The sequence below is a fragment of the Stenotrophomonas sp. ESTM1D_MKCIP4_1 genome (assembly GCF_003086895.1).
Taxonomy (GTDB): domain Bacteria; phylum Pseudomonadota; class Gammaproteobacteria; order Xanthomonadales; family Xanthomonadaceae; genus Stenotrophomonas.
Genome location: NZ_CP026004.1, coordinates 541,249 through 559,271, shown reverse-complemented (window position 1 = coordinate 559,271; position 18,023 = coordinate 541,249). Strand labels below are relative to the sequence as shown.

Below are 18,023 nucleotides of genomic sequence, written 5' to 3'. Positions count from 1 at the left end.
TTTGATTCCCGTTGCAACCGTCGTGCATGCTCGGGGACTTGTTGCCTTGTTTTCGCTCCCAGGAATGCGCTTTCCATGACTCGTCTCCACGCGTTCAACCGCGACCAGCTGCTGGCCAGCGCCCGCGGTGAACTGTTCGGCGCCGCCGCCGGCCGTCTGCCCAACGATCCGATGCTGATGTTCGACCGCATCACCGACATCCGCGAGGACGGCGGACCGCATGGCAAGGGCATGGTACGTGCCGAACTGGATATCCGCCCGGACCTGTGGTTCTTCGGCTGCCACTTCATCGGCGACCCGGTGATGCCCGGCTGCCTGGGCCTGGATGCCATGTGGCAGCTGACCGGCTTCTACCTGACCTGGCTGGGCGCACCCGGCAAGGGCCGCGCTCTGGGCTGCGGCGAGGTGAAGTTCACCGGCCAGGTGCTGCCGGAAGCCAAGCTCGTGCGCTACGAGATCGACATCACCCGCGTCATCAACCGCAAGCTGGTGATGGCCCAGGCCGACGCCCGCATGTACGTGGATGACCGCGAGATCTACAACGCCCGCGACCTGCGCGTGGGCCTGTTCACTGAAACCGGGAGCTTCTGATGCGTCGCGTCGTCATCACCGGCATGGGCATGACCTCCTGCCTGGGCAATGATCTGGACACCGTTTCCTCCGCACTGCGCGAAGGCCGTGCCGGCATCACCGCGCTGCCCGACCACGCCGAAGCCGGCCTGCGCAGCCAGATCGGTGGCCGCGTGGACCTGGACCTGGATGCGCAGATCGACCGCAAGCAGAAGCGCTTCATGAGCGATGCGGCGGCTTTCGCCTACATCGCCATGCGCGATGCGATCGCCGATGCCGGCTTGTCGCCGGAACAGGTGAGCGCACTGCGTACCGGCCTGATCGCCGGCTCCGGCGGTGGTTCCAGCGAATGGCAGGTGGGCGCTGTCGACCTGCTGCGCAGCCGTGGCGTGCGCAAGGTCGGTCCGTACATGGTGCCGCGCACGATGTGCTCCACCGTATCGGCCTGCCTGGCCACCGCGTTCCAGATCAAGGGCGTCAGCTATTCGCTGTCGGCCGCCTGCGCGACCTCGGCGCACTGCATCGGTGCGGCCGCGGACATGATCCGCCACGGCGCACAGGACATCATGTTCGCCGGCGGCGGCGAGGACCTGCACTGGTCGATGAGCGTGATGTTCGATGCGATGGGCGCGCTGTCCACCAGCTTCAACGACACCCCGGCCAGCGCGTCGCGCCCGTATGACAAGGACCGCGACGGCTTCGTCATCGCCGGAGGCGGCGGCATGCTGGTACTGGAAGACTACGACCACGCGGTCGCCCGCGGCGCACGCATTCATGCCGAACTGATCGGCTATGGCGTCACCTCCGACGGCGCCGACATGGTGGCCCCGTCCGGCGAAGGCGCGGTGCGCTGCATGAAGATGGCACTGCAGAACGTCGACCGTCCGCTGGATTACCTCAACACCCACGGCACCTCGACCCCGCTGGGCGACGTGACCGAGCTGGGGGCGATCCGCGAAGTGTTCGGCGATGCGGTACCGCCGCTGTCGTCGACCAAGGCACTGTCCGGCCACTCGCTGGGCGCGGCCAGCGTGCACGAGGCGATCTACTGCCTGCTGATGATGCGCGATGGGTTCGTGGCCGGTTCGGCCAACATCGCCGAGCTGGATCCGGCGGTGGAAAGCTTCCCGATCCTGCGCGAAAGCCGCGAGCAGAAGCTGGATACAGTGATGTCCAACAGCTTCGGTTTCGGTGGCACGAACGCGGCGCTGGTGTTCGGCCGCGTTTGATTGAAAGGCGTGCCGACCAGCGGTCGGCACCTACCAGAGCGGTAGCGCCGGGCCATGCCCGGCGAGAGCGGTGAAGCGTGCCGACCAACGGTCGGCACCTACCGGCTATTTCGGCAGCAGCGGCACCAGCAGGGCGTGGGCGTCCACCAGCGAGCCGACGATGCGGTGCCCCAGGGCGCGCTGTGCTTCATCCGGAGGCACCAGGTCCGGTACCTGGATCACGGTCATCCCGGCGGCCACGGCCGCGCGCGTGCCGGCCGGTGAATCCTCCAGCGCCAGGCAGCGTTCCGGCGCCTTGCCCAGCCGCTGTGCGGCCAGCAGGTAGATGTCCGGCGCCGGCTTCGGGTGGGCGACGTCGCCGCTGGTGATGACCGCATCGAAATAGGGCAACAGCCCGGTCGCGGCCAGCTTGCGGTTGGCCCGGGGCTGCCGCGTGGTGGTGGCCACCGCGCGCGGAATGCCATGGGCCTTCAGCAGGTCCAGCAGTTCCAGGATGCCCGGCCGCAGCGGCAGGCCGGTCTGCGTGCGTGCTTCGTACAGGTCGTGGCAGCGCGCCGCCATCGTCCCGATCATCGCGTCCGATACGCCCTGCCCGCGCAGCAGCGCCTGGCTGTCACGGTCACCCAGGCCGACCATGCGCACGAAGAAAGTTGCATCCAGCGGCAAGCCGAGTTCCCCGGCCGCTTCACTCCAGCAGGCGATCGACACCCGCTCGCTGTCGATCATCAGGCCGTCCATGTCGAAGATGACGGCGTCCGGGAGGAAGGGCAGCGCAGCGATGGCGGTCATGGAGCGAACAGGGTGTCCAGGTCGGTGGCGCCCAGCATCCGCCATTGCCCTTCCTGCAGCCCCTGCAGGTCCAGGCCGCCCACGCGGCTGCGGTGCAGGCCCTGCACGTGGTTGCCGGTGGCAGCGAACATGCGGCGCACCTGGTGGTAGCGGCCTTCGTGCAGCACCAGGCGTGCCGTGCGCGGCCCGAGCAACTCCAGCTCAGCCGGCAGCAGCGGCGTCTTTTCCGCTTCCAGCATCAGCGTGCCACTGGCGAACAGCGCCACTTCATCGCCGCGCAGGTCTTCGGCCAGTTCCACTTCATAGACCTTGGGCAGCTTGGACTTCGGCGAGATGATCCGGTGCAGCAGGCCACCATCGTCGGTCAGCAGCAGCAGGCCGCTGGTCTCGCGGTCCAGGCGGCCGACGGTGGACAGCACCGGGTCGCGGTCGCGGAAGCGCGGCGGCAGAAGATCGTAGATCAACCGACCGGTGTCCTTGGTCGAGCAGGTGTAACCGGCCGGCTTGTACAACGCCAGCGACAGGCCCGGCGGCGGGTCCAGCGGCTCGCCATCGACCCGGATCGCCTCGTGCGGCACCTGGTCATCGGCGTACAGCACCTCGCCGTCGGCATCGGTGATGCGGCCTTCGCGGAACATCCACTGCACCTGCTTGCGGCTGCCGTAGCCCAGGTTGGCGATGTGCTTGACCAGCTTCACTTGCCCTTCCCCTTCACTGCCTCGACCAGCTTGAAGCCATCGCGCTCGGCCACCACGCGTACCGCACCGAAGCTGTCGTTGAGGGTGTGTTCGTAGGGCAGATGGCGGTTGGCCACCACGTACAGGCGGCCGCCTGGGCGCAGCGCCTGTGCGGCCACCGCAATGAAGCGCTGGCCGATATCGGGGCGGTCGGCGCGCGACGGCGTGTGGAACGGCGGGTTGCTGATGATGACGTCGTAACCCGGCTCGATGCCGGCGGTGACGTCGCGCCACAGGAAGCGCAGCGGCAGCGCGCGTGGCGGCGGTGCCAGGTTCAGTTCGGCCAACGCCAGTGCGCGCTGCTCGGCCTCATACAGGTCCAGCGCGGTGATCTTCGGGCAGCGCTCCAGCAGTTCGCGCGACAGGTAGCCATAGCCCGCACCGAGGTCGGCGGCACGGCCGGCCAGGTCGGCCGGCAGGTGCTCGGCCAGCAGCGCCGAGGCTGGGTCGATGCGGTCCCAGGCAAACACGCCCGGGCGGCTGAGGAAGCGCCCGCCCACGATCGGCCGCACCGCATCCAGCGCGCTCCAGCGCTGGGCCAGGTCGGCGTCATGCTGGCCCTGCAACGGCGCGGTCCAGTACACCCGGCAGTGGTTCTTGGTCAGGCAGCCGCCGAGGCCGGTCAGCTGCTTGAGGTCGCCTTCGCCGGAGCGTGCACCTTCGTTGTTGGACTGGCAGGCCACAATGCGGCCGCCCTCGGCCACCAGCGCCAGGGCACGGGCGAACAGCGCGCGGGCCTCCTCACGCTGGCGCGGCGGCAGCACCAGCACCAGCGGGTAACGGCCTTTGCCGTCGGCATCGTCGAGCTGGCCGCTGACGGTCCAGCCGGCGGCCTGCTGCAGCGGCGCGGCAAACGGCGCGAAGCTCTGCTCGCAGTGCACTTCGCGGTTGCCGGCGATTTCGCGCAGCGGCCAGCCATCACGGGCACGGAGGAAGGCCACCGGCCCCTCGGGCCAGCGCAGGGTGCCGTTGCTGAACGGCAGGAACAGGGTCTGCAGGGGGGCGTCGTCGCTGGAGGCCATCGGCGCGGGTACTTCAAGCGTAGGGCCGTCCATTGTACCGGCTTGACCGCGCCGGCCCCGGCGGGCCGCTTTGCGAAACTTCAACGGGCCGTTGATGTGCCGACAACATCGAAGCGTTCAGGGTAGGGGCTCCCCCCAGCAACCCCAGGAGAACCTGCATGCGCGCTTTGTTCGTCGGTGGAGTGGTCGACAACAGTGAAATGGACCTGGAAGGCAGCCATCCGCCCGTGCATTACCCCGAGGACACCGGTGGTGGGCATTCGCGTTACCGCCTGCACCAGGTCGGGCATGGCGCCGATGGCAGTGTGGCCTATGCGGTCTATGGCGCGCCGGACCTGGCCGATGAGGAAGTCGCCCGCGTAGCCGACGAGCGTGCCTACGCGCGCCGGTTCGAGGCGACTCCGAGCGTATTCGAGCATTAGGCGCTGCAGCCATCACGCATGGCGTTGCTCTACGGTAGAGCCACGCCATGCGTGGATGCCTTCAGATTTTCGGCGGCAGCCGACTGACGCTGGCAATCTCATCCAGCCAGACGTGGTGCTGCTGCACCGGCGTGTCGTAGTCATCCAAGCGCAGCTGGCCGTTGCTGCCTTCATCGCCGGCCTCGTTGCGGTACTGCTGCAGCGTCGGGCGCACGGCCACGGTGCCCAGCAGGCGACGGCCATCGTGCAGGGTCAGCTGCACCTGCAGCTCACCATCCAGTTGCGGCAACAGGGCTTCCAGGCGCGCGATCTGCGCCGGGTCGGTATGGATGCGGGGCGCGATACGGGACATCGGTGAACCTCCTTTCCGGCAGGTTCGCCGATCTGCCGTGAATGCTCAGTGCAATGCGTTGGCCGCGCGCATCGGCTGCACGCTGCGCACCGCAGACACCAGCTGCGCCACCGAATAGGGCTTGGCCACGTGCTCCTGGAAACCGGACGCAAGCGCGCGGCGGCGGTCATCGGCGCGTGCCAGCGCGGTCACTGCCACCGCGGGCAGCTCGGCGGCCTCCACGCCCATATCCTCGCGCAGCGTACGCACCAGGCCGTACCCATCCATGCCCGGCATGCCGATGTCGGTGAGCATCACGTGGTACTGCAGGTGGCCGCTGTCGGCCAGCAGGGCCAACGCTTCGCCGGCCGAACTGACGCCGGAAACACTGGCGCCCTGCTCTTCCAGCATGCGCCGCAGGTATTCCAGCACTTCCGGCTGGTCTTCCACCGCCAGCACGTTCAGACCGCGCAGCGGATAGGGTTCGACCACCATCGGTTCCAGGATCGGTCCACTGAACACTTCGCGCAGCGGGCGGCGGTCGGCGTCGGGCAGGTACTGCGGCAGGCGCACGGTGAACGTCGAGCCATGGCCATGGCCTTCGCTGGCCGCGCTGACCGTGCCGCCATGCAGCTCGACCAGCTGCTGCACGATGGCCAGGCCCAGGCCCAACCCCCCATGGCGACGCGTGGTGGTGCCATCGGCCTGGCGGAAGCGGCTGAACAGGTGGTGCAGGAATTCGGGCGCGATGCCATCGCCGGTATCGTGCAGGGTGATGGCCCAGTAGGCGCCATCTGCGCGCAGCTCCGCCTCGATGCGGCCTTCGGCCGGGGTGAACTTGATGGCGTTGGACAGCAGGTTCCACAGCACCTGCTGCAGGCGGGTGGCATCGCCCAGCACCAGGCAGGGCTGTTCGGGCAGCTGCAGGCTGACGTCCAGCGCCTTGCCCTCGGCCACCGGTTCCTGTGCGCCGAGGGCTTCGCCCAGCTGCAGGCGCAGGTCCAGCACTTCCACTTCCAGCTGCACCTTGCCCAGCAGCATGCTGCTCAGGTCCAGCATGTCCGAGATCAGCCGCTTCTGCGCCGTCGCACTGCTGGCAATCACGTTCAGGCCCTTGAACAGCGGGCTAGTGTTGTCCACGCGCTGCAGCAGCAGTTCGCTCCAGCCCAGGATGGTGGTCAGCGGAGTCCGCAGTTCATGCGACAGCGTGGCCAGAAACTCATCCTTCAGCCGCGCCATGTTTTCCGCAGCACTGCGCGCCGCCCGCTCGGACTGCAGCAGTTCTTCGCGGGCCAGTTCGATTTCGCGGCGCTCGGTCACGTCCGGGCTGCTGCCGGCCAGGCCGATGAAGCGGCCCATGCGCGAGAAACGCGGCCGCGCGTTCATTTCCAGCCAGCGCCATTGCCCGTCGGCCCGCCGTGCACGCACCAGCGCATGCATCGAACGTTGCGCCTTCAAGGCTTCCTGCAGTTCGTACTCGAACACCGACGCATCGTCCGGATGCACCAGGCCGCGCCACACGTCTTCCGGCACGCGGGTTTCGTCGCCGCCGAAGAATTCGCTGAAGGCGCTGTTGACGAAACGGGCGTGGCCGCGCTCGTCCAGCACCCAGACCGGCATCGGCAGGCCGTCGGCCAGCGCACTGAAGCGCGCCTCGCTTTCGCCCAGTTCCACTTCGATCTGCTTGCGTGCGGTCACATCGAAGAACAGGATGCCCACCATGTTCTCGCCCGGCTCACCCACGCGCACGGCATCCACCGCGAACGAGCGCCCCAGTGCACGCGCATCCATCTCGAACTGCGCCGGCTGGCCGGTGCGCGCCACGTCACCGTAGATGCGGAACCACTCGCTTTCGTGCTGCGGTTCCAGCGCGGTCATGCGCTTGCCCTGCGCCCCCTTCAACCCGGTGTGGCGCTCGAAGGCCTCGTTGACCTCCAGGAAACGGTAGTCCACCGCCTGATCGCCGTCGAACAGCACCTGGATCACGCAGAAGCCAGCATTGATGCGCTCAAGCACGCCGTGGTGCAGGTCGGGTTCGGGCGCCGCCGCCATCAAGGGCGGGCGCTCCGCGAGGGGCGGCAGTGTGGACAAGGGCGTGGGGGAACCGACCGGGTGGAGGTACAGCATCTTCCAGAGCGCGTATTCACAGCGTCAAGCGTCGTCAGTCACACTTGACGACGATGAATTGGCGACAACTGGTGTCGCATATGACGCAATTGGCCATTGCTGGCGCCCGGCAGCAGGATCACACTCGCCCTGTACCCCTCAACCGTCCCGCCCCTGGGACGCAGGAGACCGTCATGAACCGTTCGCTCTGCGCCGCCCTGCTCATGGCCGGCGCCCTGGCTGTGGGCAGCGCCGCCGCCGCGCCGCGCACCGTTACCGATCCGCAGGCACCGCGGGCACTGCAGGCCGATGGCCCGGTGAGCGTGAAGTGGGACGATCCGGCCAACTTCACCGAAATCCGCCAGAGCACCAACCGCTTCGAGGCGCAGCGTGGCGACTGGGTGAAGCAGCTGGCGCGCCACGTGCAGACGGCGGCGGCCAAGCCGTTGCAGCCCGGGCAGACTCTGGACGTGACCCTGGTGGACATCAAGCGTGCCGGCGATTACGAGCCGTGGCACGGCCCGCGTGCCGACAACATCCGGATCATGCGCGACATCTACCCGCCGCGAATCACCCTGCAGTACACGCTGAAGGACGCCAGCGGCCGCATCGTCGACGAAGGCGAGGCCAAGCTGAGCGACAGCGGCTACCTGCACAACATCGGGCTGCGCAGCGACAGCGACCCGCTGCGCTTCGAGAAGCGCCTGATCGATGACTGGGTGAAGCGCCAGCTGACCACGCAGGCGACTGCCGCACGCTGATCGTTGGCCGGCATCGTCTCGATGCCGATGGACCAAGTCCAGGCGCGGCCTGCCGTGGTAGCTGCCAACCTTGGTTGGTGCCTTTCCGGCACCGCGCGAAAAACCTGCCGATACCAGAGCGCTGCACGGTAGTGCCGGCCGCTGGCCGGCATCACCTCACCCCTGGTAGACCCGGGCCACGCGCTTGACCGCGCACGGCAGCTGGTACGCACTGACGCCGCAGCGCGGGGCCAGTTCGGCCAGGGTCGGTGCGCTGCCCCACAGTTCCACCACGCTGCCGATGCCGGCCTGCGCATGGGGGGGCAGGTCCACGGTCAGCATGTCCATCGACACCCGGCCGATCAGCCCACCGGGCTGCCCATCGATCAGCACCGGGGTGCCGTTCGGCGCGAACTGCGGGTAACCGTCCGCATACCCCAGCGCGACCACGCCCACGCGGGTACGCGCCTTGGCCACGAAGCGGGCGCCATATCCCACCGGCTCGCCGGCTTCGATCCAGCGTTCGGCGATCACCTTCGACTGCATGGTCATCACCGGGCGCAGGCGCGCGGTCAGCGTGGTGTCGTCCGGCAGCGGGTTGGCCCCGTACAGCATCAGGCCCGGCCGCACCCAGTCGCTGCGCACGTCCGGCCAGCCCAGCAGGGCCGGCGAGTTGCACACGCTGGTCTCGCCCTGCAGGCCGTCGATGGCCGCCTTGAAGGTGGCGGCCTGTTCGTGGGTGCGCTCGCTGTCCAGCTCATCGGCACGCGCCAGGTGGGTCATCATCACGATGCGCTCCACCTGCGGCAGCGCCGACAGGCGCGCGTGCGCGGCGCGGAAGCCGGCCACGTCCAGGCCCAGCCGGTGCATGCCGCTGTCCAGCTTCAGCCACACCGTCAGCGGGCGCGGGCTGTCGAAGGCGGCCAGCGCCTCCAGCTGCCACGCCGAGCCCACCGAGAACCACAGGTCATGCTCGGCCACCTGGGGCAGCTCGCTGGCCTCGAAGATGCCTTCCAGCAGCAGGATCGGCGCGCGGATGCCGGCCTGGCGCAGTTCCAGCGCTTCTTCAATCGTGGCCACCGCAAAGCCATCGGCCTCACCTTCCAGCGCCTGGGCACAGCGCACCGCGCCGTGGCCATAGGCATCGGCCTTGACCACCGCCAGCGCCTTGCCGCCGCCCAGTTCGCGGGCCAGCCGGTAGTTGCTGCGCAGCGCGCCCAGGTCGATCAGCGCGCGGGCAGGACGCATGCGCGGCTCTCCTGCTGCGGCGCGTGGCCGTACTGGCCATAGCGGAAGATATCCAGGCCCTCGGTGCTGATCTGCGGCTGGCGCGCGCTCATCAGGTCGGCCAGGTAGCGGCCCGAGCCGCAGGCCATGGTCCAGCCCAGAGTGCCGTGGCCGGTGTTGAGGTACAGATTGCGGAACGGGGTGGCGCCGATGACCGGCGTGCCGTCCGGGGTGGCCGGGCGCAGGCCGGTCCAGAAATCGGCCTTGGCCAGGTCGCCGCCCTTCGGGTACAGGTCACGCACCACCAGTTCCAGGGTTTCGCGGCGGCGCTGCGACAGCGACAGATCGAAACCGGCCACCTCGGCCATGCCGCCCACGCGGATGCGGTTGTCGAAGCGGGTGACGGCCACCTTGTAGCTTTCGTCCAGGATGGTCGAGGTGGGGGCCATCGCCGGATCGGTGATCGGCAGGGTCAGCGAATAGCCCTTCAGGGGGTAGACCGGCAGGCGCATGCCCAGCGGCGCCACCATCTGCGGCGAATAGCTGCCCAGCGCCACCACCACCCGGTCGGCGGTTTCCACGCGGTTGCCGATGCGCACGCCGCTCACCTGATCGCCCTCGACTTGCAGGCCGGTGATGTCCTGGTCATAGCGGAATTCCACGCCGGCATCGGCCGCCATCTGCGCCAGGCGGCGGGTGAACAGCTGGCAGTCACCGGTCTGGTCACGCGGCAGGCGCAGCGCACCCACCAGGCCGTCCACATGGGCCAGGGCCGGTTCGGCCTGGATGATGCCGGCACGGTCCAGCACTTCATAGGGCACGCCGTACTGGGCCAGGATCTCGATGTCCTGCGCCGAAGCGTCCAGCTGCTGCTGGGTGCGGAACAGCTGGGTGGTACCCAGGTCGCGGCCTTCGAACTCGATGCCGATCTGCGCGCGCAGCTCGTTCAGGCAGTCGCGGCTGTATTCGGACATGCGCACCATGCGCGCCTTGTTGATGGCATAGCGTTCGTGCGTGCAGTTGCGCAGCATCTGCCACAGCCAGCGGTACTGGGCCAGGTCCATGCCCGGCTTGATGGCCAGCGGCGCATGCTTCTCGAACAGCCAGCCGATGGCCTTCTTCGGCACGCCGGGGGCGGCCCACGGCGAGGTGTAGCCAAAGGACAGCTGGCCCGCATTGGCGAAGCTGGTTTCCAGCGCAGGGCCGGGCTGGCGGTCGATGACCGTGACTTCAAAGCCGGCCTGCCGCAGGTACCAGGCACTGGTGGTGCCGATCACGCCGCTGCCGAGAACGAGGACTCGCATGGGAACTCTCCAACCCGATGATTCCCTGCGTTTGAGCACGCCGGGAGCATAATCGGGGAAGTATATTCCTCCGTTACTGGTTGATTTGCCTGATTTGCAGGCAACAGGCAGGATGTTTCCCTTCGATTCATCCCCAGAGGTTGACGGCCATGGCCACACGTCCCCGCGAGCTGGACAAGATCGACCGCAAGATCCTGCGCATCCTGCAGGCCGAGGGCCGCATCTCCTTCACCGAACTGGGTGAACGGGTCGGCCTGTCGACCACCCCCTGTACCGAGCGCGTGCGCCGGCTGGAACGCGAAGGGGTGATCACCGGTTACCACGCCCACCTGGATCCGGCCGCGCTGAAGGCCAGCCTGCTGGTGTTCGTGGAGATCAGCCTGGCGTACAAATCCGGGGACATCTTCGAGGAGTTCCGCCGCGCGGCGCTGAAGCTGCCCAACGTGCTGGAATGCCACCTGGTCTCGGGCGACTTCGATTACCTGCTGAAGGCACGCATCAGCGAAATGGCCAGCTACCGCAAGCTGCTGGGCAGCACCCTGCTGACCCTTCCGCATGTGCGGGAATCCAAGAGCTACATCGTGATGGAAGAAGTGAAGGAAACCTGGGCCCTGCCGATCGCCGATTGAGCGCCTGGGCCGCTGTGGGGTCAGAGCCCGCCATGCGGGATCCGACCCCGGGAAGGTGGTGGGTCAGAGCCCGCCATGCGGGATCCGACCCCGGTCTTGTGGAGGTCAGATCCCGTGCAACGGGCTCTGACCCCAGCGGCAGTCAGCGCTGCTGCGGGTGCTTCTGCGACCCCTGCTGACGCTGCTCCTGCGCCTTGCCGCCCTTCCGCGGCGGCTGCGCATCCATCTGTTGCTGCTGCTGTTGCTGCGGGCTGCGGCTCTGGCCCTGCTGCTCCTTGCCGGGATGACGGTTCTGCTGGTTTTTCATGATCGCGATCCAGTGGACGAAGGACATGCATCGGCGGCTGCCGGTGCAGGGCCAAGGTGGTCCCGGCGCGGTTAATCGCAGGCGAAAAAACGGTGATCGGCCCAGCATTGTTTTCGTGGGTTCAGGCGATCACGGCTTGATCTGCTGGCCGTCACCGGCCGGCACGCTGTCGTAGTAGCGGCCGGTGCGCGAATCGAACACGCGGTTGGGACCGACCGGCTTCACTCCGGGCACGATGCGGCCGTTGCGGTCATACACCTTGTCCGGCGCGCGTGTGGCCGGCGTCGATACGGGTGCCGCCTGTGCCGGGCCGGTCGAACGGATCGGCTGCGCCTGCTGCCGCGGCACCTGCACCGGTAGCGCCGGGTTCGCCGGTTGCGGCGGCGGCTGCGGCGCGACCGGGGGCGGGTTCACGCTGTTCGTGCTGCGGGTCGCGGTGGGGCTGGAGGACGTCGGCATCTGCGCCTGGGCAACCAGCGGCAGCAGCGCGGACAGCAGAAGGACGAGACGCGGTTTCATGGCACGCTCCATCGTGTGAGACCCCCACCATGCACCGCGCGCCGTGTGCCGGCCATGAATGGCCGTCACACTTGCAACGGCCTGCCCCTACCCCCACGTTTGCCTGCATCCCAGGCCACAACCCCACGGAGAGCCGGCATGAGCGCTTTCGATCTGACGCCCCCCACCGCCACCCAGACCGATGCCCTGGTCGCCGGCCTGAGCGCCGAGGAGCGCCGCGTGCTGCTGCAGCACGGTACCGAAGCACCGTTCTGCGGCATGTTCCTGGACAACAAGCGCGAGGGCGTCTACTGCTGCCGCCTGTGTGGCCTGCCGCTGTTCCGTTCCAGCACCAAGTTCGATTCGGGCACCGGCTGGCCCAGCTTCTTTGCGCCCTACGACCCGGCGCACGTGGCCGAGATCCGCGATACCAGCCACGGCATGGTCCGCACCGAGATCACCTGCGCCCGCTGCGGCAGCCACCTCGGGCACGTGTTCCCGGACGGTCCGCCGCCCACCTTCGAGCGCCACTGCCTGAACTCGGTCTCACTTTCCTTCACCGGCAATGGCGAGCCGTGGCCCAATCCGCTGCAGCGCGAAGGCGCCGAGGCCGGAACGGCGGGCTGACACCCCGCTGACAGACTTCACAGAATTCCCTCTTCAGAAACACCGGTGTCAGGCCGACAAGGAGATATCCCCCCTCCTTGCGTCGCGCCATGCTCATCATCGTTGGATTCCTGGTCGTCATCATCAGCGTGCTGGGCGGCTATCTGGGCGCCCACGGCCGCCTGGGTGCCCTCTGGCAGCCTTACGAACTGGTCATCATCGGCGGCGCCGCGCTCGGCGCCTTCCTGGTGGGCACCCCGGCCAAGACCGTCAAGCAGACCCTGCAGGCCATGGTGGGTGTGTTCAAGGGCCCGCGCTACAAGCAGCAGGATTACATCGACGTCCTCAGCCTGCTGTATGAACTGCTGAACAAGGCCCGCCGCGAAGGCTTCATGGCGCTGGAAGACCACGTCGAACGCCCGGCCGAGAGCGCGCTGTTCGCCAACTACCCCAAGGTGCAGGCCGACCACCACCTGATCGACTTCATCACCGACTGCCTGCGCCTGATGATCGGCAGCAACATCGAGCCGCATGAGCTGGAACCGCTGCTGGAGCTGGAGCTGGAAAAGCACCACGCCGAAGCCATGGCGCCCTCGCAGGTGATGAACAAGGTGGCCGACGGCCTGCCCGGTTTCGGCATCGTGGCGGCCGTGCTGGGCATCGTCATCACCATGGGCTCGATCGGCGGCGACATCGTCGAAGTCGGTGGCCACGTGGCCGGTGCGCTGGTCGGCACCTTCCTCGGCATCCTGATGGGCTACGGCTTCGTCGGCCCGATGGCCTCGGCGATGGAAGCCCGTGCCGAGCAGGACAGCCGCATCTACGAATCGGTCAAGACCGCCCTGCTGGCCTGCCTGCGCGGCTACAACCCGAAGATCGCCCTGGAATTCGCCCGCAAGACCCTGCCGTCGAACGTGCGCCCGGCGTTCTCCGATTTCGAGCAGCACCTGAAAACGGTCAAGTAAGCCATGGCCGAGAACAAGCCCACCGTCATCGTACGCCGGGTGAAAAAAGGTGGTCACGCCGCCCATCACGGCGGCTCGTGGAAAGTGGCCTACGCCGACTTCGTGACCGCGATGATGGCCTTCTTCCTGGTGCTGTGGCTGATGGCCAGCACCAGCAAGCCCGAGCGCGCGGCGATTTCCGAGTACTTCCGCAACCCCAGCCCGCTGGCCGGGCAGAGCCCCACGCCCGCACCCGGCATGGCCGGCCCCGGCGGCGCCAGCACCTCGATGATCAAGCTGGGCGGCGCCACCGACGTGTCCCGCGGCAACAGCAATGATCCCTTCCAGAACCAGAAGGAAGCCGTGCCGCAGCCGGTGGACCAGCAGCAGCGTGACAAGCAGCAGCTGGAAGCACTGATGAAGGAGCTGCAGGAAGCGATCAGCAAGAGCCAGGCGCTGGAGCCGTTCAAGGACCAGCTGCTGCTGGACCTGACCCCGGAAGGCCTGCGCATCCAGATCGTGGACAAGCAGAACCGGCCGATGTTCGACCTCGGCAGCGCCACGCTGAAGCCCTACACCCAGCAGATCCTGCACGAGCTGGCCGAGTACCTGAACCACGTGCCGAACCGGATCAGCCTGACCGGCCATACCGACATCACCGCCTATTCGGCCGCACGCGGCTATGGCAACTGGGAACTGAGCGCCGACCGCGCCAATGCCGCACGCCGCGCGCTGGTGGATGGCGGCATGGACGACAGCAAGATCACCCGCGTGGTCGGGCTGTCTTCGTCGGTGCTGTTCGACAAGGCCGACCCGCAGAACCCGATCAACCGCCGCATCAGCATCGTGGTGATGACCAAGGCCGCTGAAGAAGCCGCCCTGGCCGGTGCCGGCCCGCAGGTGGGGCTGTCGGCACCCGTGGCCGACCCGGACGTGCAGGCCGCGCAGGGTGAGGCGGTCCCCGGGGTCGGATCCCTTTCCCCCGGGAAAGGGCTCTGACCCCTGACCCACCGCCGGCCATGCCCCTTACAATGGCGGTCTTTCCCTTTCCAGGTGACCCCACCTCATGTCCCAGAACTCCAAGGCCAAGCGCGACAAGCGCAAGAAGCAGCAGGGCAAGCGTCCGTTCCTGCGCCTGAACGCCCAGCAGCAGGTGCAGAACCACGCCGTGCTGACCAACGAAGACGGCCAGGCCGTCGCGGCCATCGGCCTGCAGGGCCGTGAGTGGCTGCTGGCCATCGGTGGCCAGACCATGGGCAACGCCGACAATCCGGTGCCGATGCTGGCCATGCTCAAGCACCTGTCCAACGTGCAGAAAGCCGATGGCCGCACGGTCAACCTGGAGTATTCCGAGCTGATGCAGAAGCTGCTGGACACCCTGGCCGCCGAAGCCGGGCAGACCGCAGACGAGTACCTGGACAAGCTGGTGGCCGAATTTGCCAGCGAGCAGGCTGAAGAAGGCGAAGAAGCGGCTGAAACCGCTGAAGGCGACGTGGTTGAAGCCGCTGCCGACGCCGAGGCCGCCCCGGCCGACGCCGCCGACACCGACGGCAAGCCGCAGGCCTGAACCGGCCGCGACGGTGGCGGTCTACGTCGATGACGCGGTGCATCCCTGGCGCGGACAGCGCTGGGCGCACCTGATGGCCGACACCCTGGCCGAGCTGCACGCGATGGCGGCGCAGCTCGGCATTCCACCGCGGGCCTTCCAGAACAAGGCCAGCGGTGCGCATTACGATGTCACGGCGGAGCTGCGCGCGCAGGCGATCGCCCTCGGCGCACGCGCCATTTCCCGGCATACCGACCGCGCCCTGGTCAAAGCGGTGATCGCCAACGCACGGGCGCAGTACCGGTAGAGTCGACCGTTGGTCGACTGCCGGGCCGGGCCCGGCCATCGCTCAGAACGGATCGCTGCCCAGCCGCACTTCCACGTTCAGCAGCGAACACAGTGCCAGCAGTGCATCGTCGTCGCGGGTCAGGGCCATCCAGCCGGTGAACCCATCACTGCCCGCATCCACGCTCCATAGCGTGTAATTGTGCTCGCGCAGGCGGTCGAAGGCGGTGGACATCAGCTGCACGCCGTCCAGGTCCGCAGCGAAATCCTCGTCATCCAGATCGCCGCCCCAGTCCAGCTGAAGGTTGAAGCGGGCCGACAGCTCGTTCACCGCCGACTGCAGCGATTCCAGGTCATCACGCTCGACCTCGAAGCCGGATTGCCAGGCGATGGCGGTGAACAGCGCGGGTACCCAGTCGCTGTCCGCTTCCAGCGGTTGCCCATCCTCGGCCAGATGCTCGCGCCAGCGGTTGAACTGCTGCAGTGCCAGTTCCTCGTCACCGGGGTTGATGAGCACCAGCAGGTTCCAGACCCGCGCCTCGAAGTCGTCCTCGTCGAAATCGTGGGCGTCTTCTTCAAAGTCGAAATAATCGCTGTTGTCAGGCATGGCGGGCACTCCTTGGGGCAGGCCGGCATTCTACGGTTTATCCTGTGCCGCTGAAGCCGGCCTTGGTGGCCGTCACTGTGAATGAAGCGATGAGCGATACCCCTCCCGACCACCTGGCGATCAACCCGGCCAGCCCCTTCCATGATGCCCAGGCGCTGGAGCGCGGCGTGGGCGTGCGTTTCAACGACATCGAGCGCGACAACGTCGAGGAATACTCGATCAGCGAAGGCTGGATCCGCGTGCAGGCCGGCAAGGCCCGCGACCGCCGCGGCAACCCGATGACCATGAAGGTCAAGGGCAAGGTCGAGGCCTATTTCCTGGACCAGAAGCCGGAATAACCGGCACACGGGTCCTGGGGTCAGATCCATTTCCGCAGGAAAGGGATCTGACCCCGATCCGTCCACCGCCCGGTATCAATCGCGCTTGCGCGACTCCAGCAGGTCCAGATTGCGGATCAGGCGCCGCGAGATCTCATCGGAGATCACCCCGCGCCGGGTCAGGCGGAACAGCTCCTCGCGCTCGGCGTTCAGGCCGGCGCTGCGCAGCTGGCGGTACCCCTGCTCCATCCGGTTCACCTTCTCCGGGTCGACGTCGGGGCCGTCGCTGTCCTTTTCCAGATGGCGCTGGTACAGCAGGCTGACCCGCGAGGCGGCATCGTTGTACAGCTGCACGTTCTCGGTATTCTGGTTCATCACCAGCTGCTGGCGCATGCGCTCCACCCCGGCCAGCGCGGCCTTGGAGGACAGCTTGCGGGCCAGGTCCTCTTCCTTGCGTTCGCCCGAATCCGCCGGCAGCTGCAGGCCCTTCAGCAGCTGCGGCAGCGCCACGCTGGCACCGACCAGAGAGAACAGGATGACCGCCGCTGCCAGGAAGATGACCAGGTCACGGGCCGGGAAGGCGCTGCCATCCGGCAGGAACAGCGGCAGGGTCAACACACCGGCCAGGGTGATGGCACCGCGTACGCCCGCCACGGACGTGGCCACCACGATGCGCCAGTTCGGTGCTTCGCCCCGCTCCAGGCCACGACGGCGCGCGCGCAGCAGGTTCCAGCGCAGCGACAGCCACACCCACAGCAGGCGCAGCGCGATCAGCGTGGCGTTGATGACCAGCACGTACACCAGCAACCACCAGGCACTCTGGTGGCCGGTCTCGTTCATGGTGGTAGTGGCGCGCTCGACGATGCCCGGCAGCTGCTCGCCCAGCAGCACGAACATGATGCCGTTGAAACTGAACTGCAGCATGTTCCAGACGCCCGCGCGCTGCACGCGCATGCTGCCCGACACGCGACCGGTCAGCTCGACATAGCTCATCGCGATGCCGGCGGCGACCGCAGCCAGGATGCCCGACGCATGGATCTCTTCAGCCAGCAGGTACGCCGCGAACGGGATGAGCAGGTTGACCAGCATCGCCGCGCCCGGCTCTTCGCCGAAGCGGCGCCACAGCCAGCGCTGGAACGTGGACACGCCCAGCGTGACCGCCACGCCCACCGCCAGGCCGGCCACGGCCACCCACAGGAAGGTCAGCGAGGCGGTGGCCAGCGAGAAGCTGCCGGTCATCACCGCCGCCACGGCAAAGCGGAAGCACACCAGGCCCGATGCATCGTTGAGCAGCGATTCGCCTTCCAGGATGTGCATCAGGCGCTTGGGAATGGGCGCCTTGGCCGCGATCGCACCCACCGCCACCGGGTCGGTCGGCGAAACAATGGCCGCCAGCGCGAAACACACCGCCAGCGGCATCACCGGAATCATCCAGTGGATGAGGAAACCGGCACCGATGACCGTGAACACCACCAGGCCGAACGCCAGTTCGAGAATCGCGCCCTTATCGCGGAACAGACCCTGCTTGGGAATGCGCCAGCCATCGAGGAACAGCAGCGGCGGCAGGAACAGCAGGAAGAACACTTCCGGCTCCAGCGCGTGGCCACGGTTGAACACACCGGCAATGACCGCGCCCAGCGCGATCTGCACCAGCGGCAAAGGCAAGGAGAATGGCAGGACGCGAACCAGGTAACCGCTGGCGACAACGGCTACCAGCATCGCCAGAACGACTTCGATGGTATGCATGCTTCTTCCAGGAAGCGGCGCGGGGGGCCGGGAAAACCGGTGTGCGCCGGAGACTGGAAAA

The 18,023-nt window shown here is 67.6% G+C and carries 22 protein-coding genes; 11 read left to right on the top strand and 11 right to left on the bottom strand.

Annotated elements, in window-relative coordinates:
- Nucleotides 1-75: 75 nt before the first annotated feature.
- Together fabA and fabB are read left to right on the top strand one after the other, a co-directional pair.
- A complete protein-coding gene (gene fabA, locus C1924_RS02520) occupies nucleotides 76-591 on the top strand; it encodes a 3-hydroxyacyl-[acyl-carrier-protein] dehydratase FabA (protein WP_108748387.1) in 516 nt (171 codons plus the stop codon).
- Nucleotides 591-1,799: a beta-ketoacyl-ACP synthase I gene (fabB, locus tag C1924_RS02515; protein WP_108763937.1), complete on the top strand. Its 1,209-nt coding sequence runs from the start codon at nucleotides 591-593 to the stop codon at nucleotides 1,797-1,799. Before fabA ends, fabB begins: the two co-directional genes overlap by 1 nt.
- Before the next feature lie 105 nt (nucleotides 1,800-1,904).
- On the opposite strand, the gene C1924_RS02510 is transcribed toward fabB, so the two are convergent.
- Genes C1924_RS02510 through C1924_RS02500 form a run of 3 tightly spaced genes read right to left on the bottom strand, consistent with a single transcriptional unit; the run spans nucleotide 1,905 to nucleotide 4,347 of the window.
- On the bottom strand, nucleotides 1,905-2,588 hold the full coding sequence (locus C1924_RS02510) for an HAD family phosphatase (RefSeq protein WP_108763936.1): 684 nt from the start codon (nucleotides 2,586-2,588) through the stop codon (nucleotides 1,905-1,907).
- Complete coding sequence (locus tag C1924_RS02505; protein WP_108763935.1) at nucleotides 2,585-3,286, bottom strand: pseudouridine synthase; 702 nt, start codon at nucleotides 3,284-3,286, stop codon at nucleotides 2,585-2,587. The genes C1924_RS02510 and C1924_RS02505 overlap by 4 nt, the downstream gene beginning before the upstream one ends.
- On the bottom strand, nucleotides 3,283-4,347 hold the full coding sequence (locus C1924_RS02500; protein ID WP_108763934.1) for a class I SAM-dependent methyltransferase: 1,065 nt from the start codon (nucleotides 4,345-4,347) through the stop codon (nucleotides 3,283-3,285). Before C1924_RS02500 ends, C1924_RS02505 begins: the two co-directional genes overlap by 4 nt.
- Before the next feature lie 158 nt (nucleotides 4,348-4,505).
- On the opposite strand from C1924_RS02500, the gene C1924_RS02495 reads away from it, so the two are divergent.
- On the top strand, nucleotides 4,506-4,769 hold the full coding sequence (locus tag C1924_RS02495; RefSeq protein ID WP_108763933.1) for a hypothetical protein: 264 nt from the start codon (nucleotides 4,506-4,508) through the stop codon (nucleotides 4,767-4,769).
- A 61-nt stretch (nucleotides 4,770-4,830) separates the two neighbouring features.
- On the opposite strand, the gene C1924_RS02490 is transcribed toward C1924_RS02495, so the two are convergent.
- Both C1924_RS02490 and C1924_RS02485 read right to left on the bottom strand, forming a co-directional pair.
- Nucleotides 4,831-5,121 carry a DUF3247 family protein gene (locus tag C1924_RS02490; protein WP_108763932.1) on the bottom strand — a complete coding sequence of 97 codons (291 nt, stop codon included), beginning with the start codon at nucleotides 5,119-5,121 and terminating at the stop codon, nucleotides 4,831-4,833.
- Between the two features lie 45 nt (nucleotides 5,122-5,166).
- Entirely contained in the window at nucleotides 5,167-7,152 is a 1,986-nt protein-coding gene (locus C1924_RS02485; RefSeq protein ID WP_254051203.1) for an ATP-binding protein, read from the bottom strand.
- 248 nt (nucleotides 7,153-7,400) lie between these two features.
- On the opposite strand from C1924_RS02485, the gene C1924_RS02480 reads away from it, so the two are divergent.
- Entirely contained in the window at nucleotides 7,401-7,967 is a 567-nt protein-coding gene (locus tag C1924_RS02480; protein ID WP_108763930.1) for a DUF3016 domain-containing protein, read from the top strand.
- A 156-nt stretch (nucleotides 7,968-8,123) separates the two neighbouring features.
- Here the strand turns inward: C1924_RS02480 and alr are convergent, their stop codons facing one another.
- Together alr and C1924_RS02470 are read right to left on the bottom strand one after the other, a co-directional pair.
- A complete protein-coding gene (alr, locus tag C1924_RS02475) occupies nucleotides 8,124-9,194 on the bottom strand; it encodes an alanine racemase (protein WP_108763929.1) in 1,071 nt (356 codons plus the stop codon).
- Nucleotides 9,173-10,477 (bottom strand): D-amino acid dehydrogenase, encoded by a 1,305-nt coding sequence (locus C1924_RS02470; RefSeq protein ID WP_108763928.1) that lies wholly within the window; start codon nucleotides 10,475-10,477, stop codon nucleotides 9,173-9,175. Before C1924_RS02470 ends, alr begins: the two co-directional genes overlap by 22 nt.
- Nucleotides 10,478-10,626: 149 nt before the next feature.
- Between C1924_RS02470 and C1924_RS02465 the strand changes: the two genes are divergently transcribed.
- On the top strand, nucleotides 10,627-11,106 hold the full coding sequence (locus C1924_RS02465; RefSeq protein WP_108766941.1) for a winged helix-turn-helix transcriptional regulator: 480 nt from the start codon (nucleotides 10,627-10,629) through the stop codon (nucleotides 11,104-11,106).
- 142 nt (nucleotides 11,107-11,248) lie between these two features.
- On the opposite strand, the gene C1924_RS02460 is transcribed toward C1924_RS02465, so the two are convergent.
- Together C1924_RS02460 and C1924_RS02455 are read right to left on the bottom strand one after the other, a co-directional pair.
- The gene (locus tag C1924_RS02460) at nucleotides 11,249-11,440 is read right to left on the bottom strand and encodes a lana protein (protein WP_108763927.1); all 192 of its coding nucleotides are present in this window, start codon (nucleotides 11,438-11,440) and stop codon (nucleotides 11,249-11,251) included.
- A 102-nt stretch (nucleotides 11,441-11,542) separates the two neighbouring features.
- Nucleotides 11,543-11,932 carry a classical arabinogalactan protein 4 gene (locus tag C1924_RS02455; protein ID WP_108763926.1) on the bottom strand — a complete coding sequence of 130 codons (390 nt, stop codon included), beginning with the start codon at nucleotides 11,930-11,932 and terminating at the stop codon, nucleotides 11,543-11,545.
- 138 nt (nucleotides 11,933-12,070) lie between these two features.
- Between C1924_RS02455 and msrB the strand changes: the two genes are divergently transcribed.
- From msrB to C1924_RS02430, 5 genes are all read left to right on the top strand, one after another.
- Nucleotides 12,071-12,538 carry a peptide-methionine (R)-S-oxide reductase MsrB gene (gene msrB, locus C1924_RS02450; protein ID WP_108763925.1) on the top strand — a complete coding sequence of 156 codons (468 nt, stop codon included), beginning with the start codon at nucleotides 12,071-12,073 and terminating at the stop codon, nucleotides 12,536-12,538.
- Between the two features lie 89 nt (nucleotides 12,539-12,627).
- Entirely contained in the window at nucleotides 12,628-13,482 is an 855-nt protein-coding gene (motA, locus tag C1924_RS02445) for a flagellar motor stator protein MotA (protein WP_079220484.1), read from the top strand.
- Nucleotides 13,483-13,485: 3 nt separating this feature from the next.
- Nucleotides 13,486-14,460 (top strand): flagellar motor protein MotB, encoded by a 975-nt coding sequence (gene motB, locus C1924_RS02440; protein WP_108763924.1) that lies wholly within the window; start codon nucleotides 13,486-13,488, stop codon nucleotides 14,458-14,460.
- Nucleotides 14,461-14,527: 67 nt separating this feature from the next.
- Entirely contained in the window at nucleotides 14,528-15,028 is a 501-nt protein-coding gene (locus tag C1924_RS02435) for a hypothetical protein (RefSeq protein WP_108763923.1), read from the top strand.
- 13 nt (nucleotides 15,029-15,041) lie between these two features.
- Nucleotides 15,042-15,314, top strand: a complete 273-nt coding sequence (locus tag C1924_RS02430) for a DUF4031 domain-containing protein (RefSeq protein ID WP_108763922.1) — start codon at nucleotides 15,042-15,044, stop codon at nucleotides 15,312-15,314.
- Between the two features lie 42 nt (nucleotides 15,315-15,356).
- Here C1924_RS02430 and C1924_RS02425 read toward each other — a convergent pair whose 3' ends face one another.
- Nucleotides 15,357-15,899: a hypothetical protein gene (locus C1924_RS02425; protein WP_108763921.1), complete on the bottom strand. Its 543-nt coding sequence runs from the start codon at nucleotides 15,897-15,899 to the stop codon at nucleotides 15,357-15,359.
- Between the two features lie 89 nt (nucleotides 15,900-15,988).
- Here C1924_RS02425 and C1924_RS02420 point away from each other — a divergent pair, with 89 nt between their 5' ends.
- A complete protein-coding gene (locus C1924_RS02420) occupies nucleotides 15,989-16,237 on the top strand; it encodes a DUF3297 family protein (protein ID WP_108763920.1) in 249 nt (82 codons plus the stop codon).
- Between the two features lie 75 nt (nucleotides 16,238-16,312).
- Here C1924_RS02420 and C1924_RS02415 read toward each other — a convergent pair whose 3' ends face one another.
- Nucleotides 16,313-17,962 carry a Na+/H+ antiporter gene (locus tag C1924_RS02415; RefSeq protein WP_108763919.1) on the bottom strand — a complete coding sequence of 550 codons (1,650 nt, stop codon included), beginning with the start codon at nucleotides 17,960-17,962 and terminating at the stop codon, nucleotides 16,313-16,315.
- Nucleotides 17,963-18,023 lie beyond the last annotated feature (61 nt).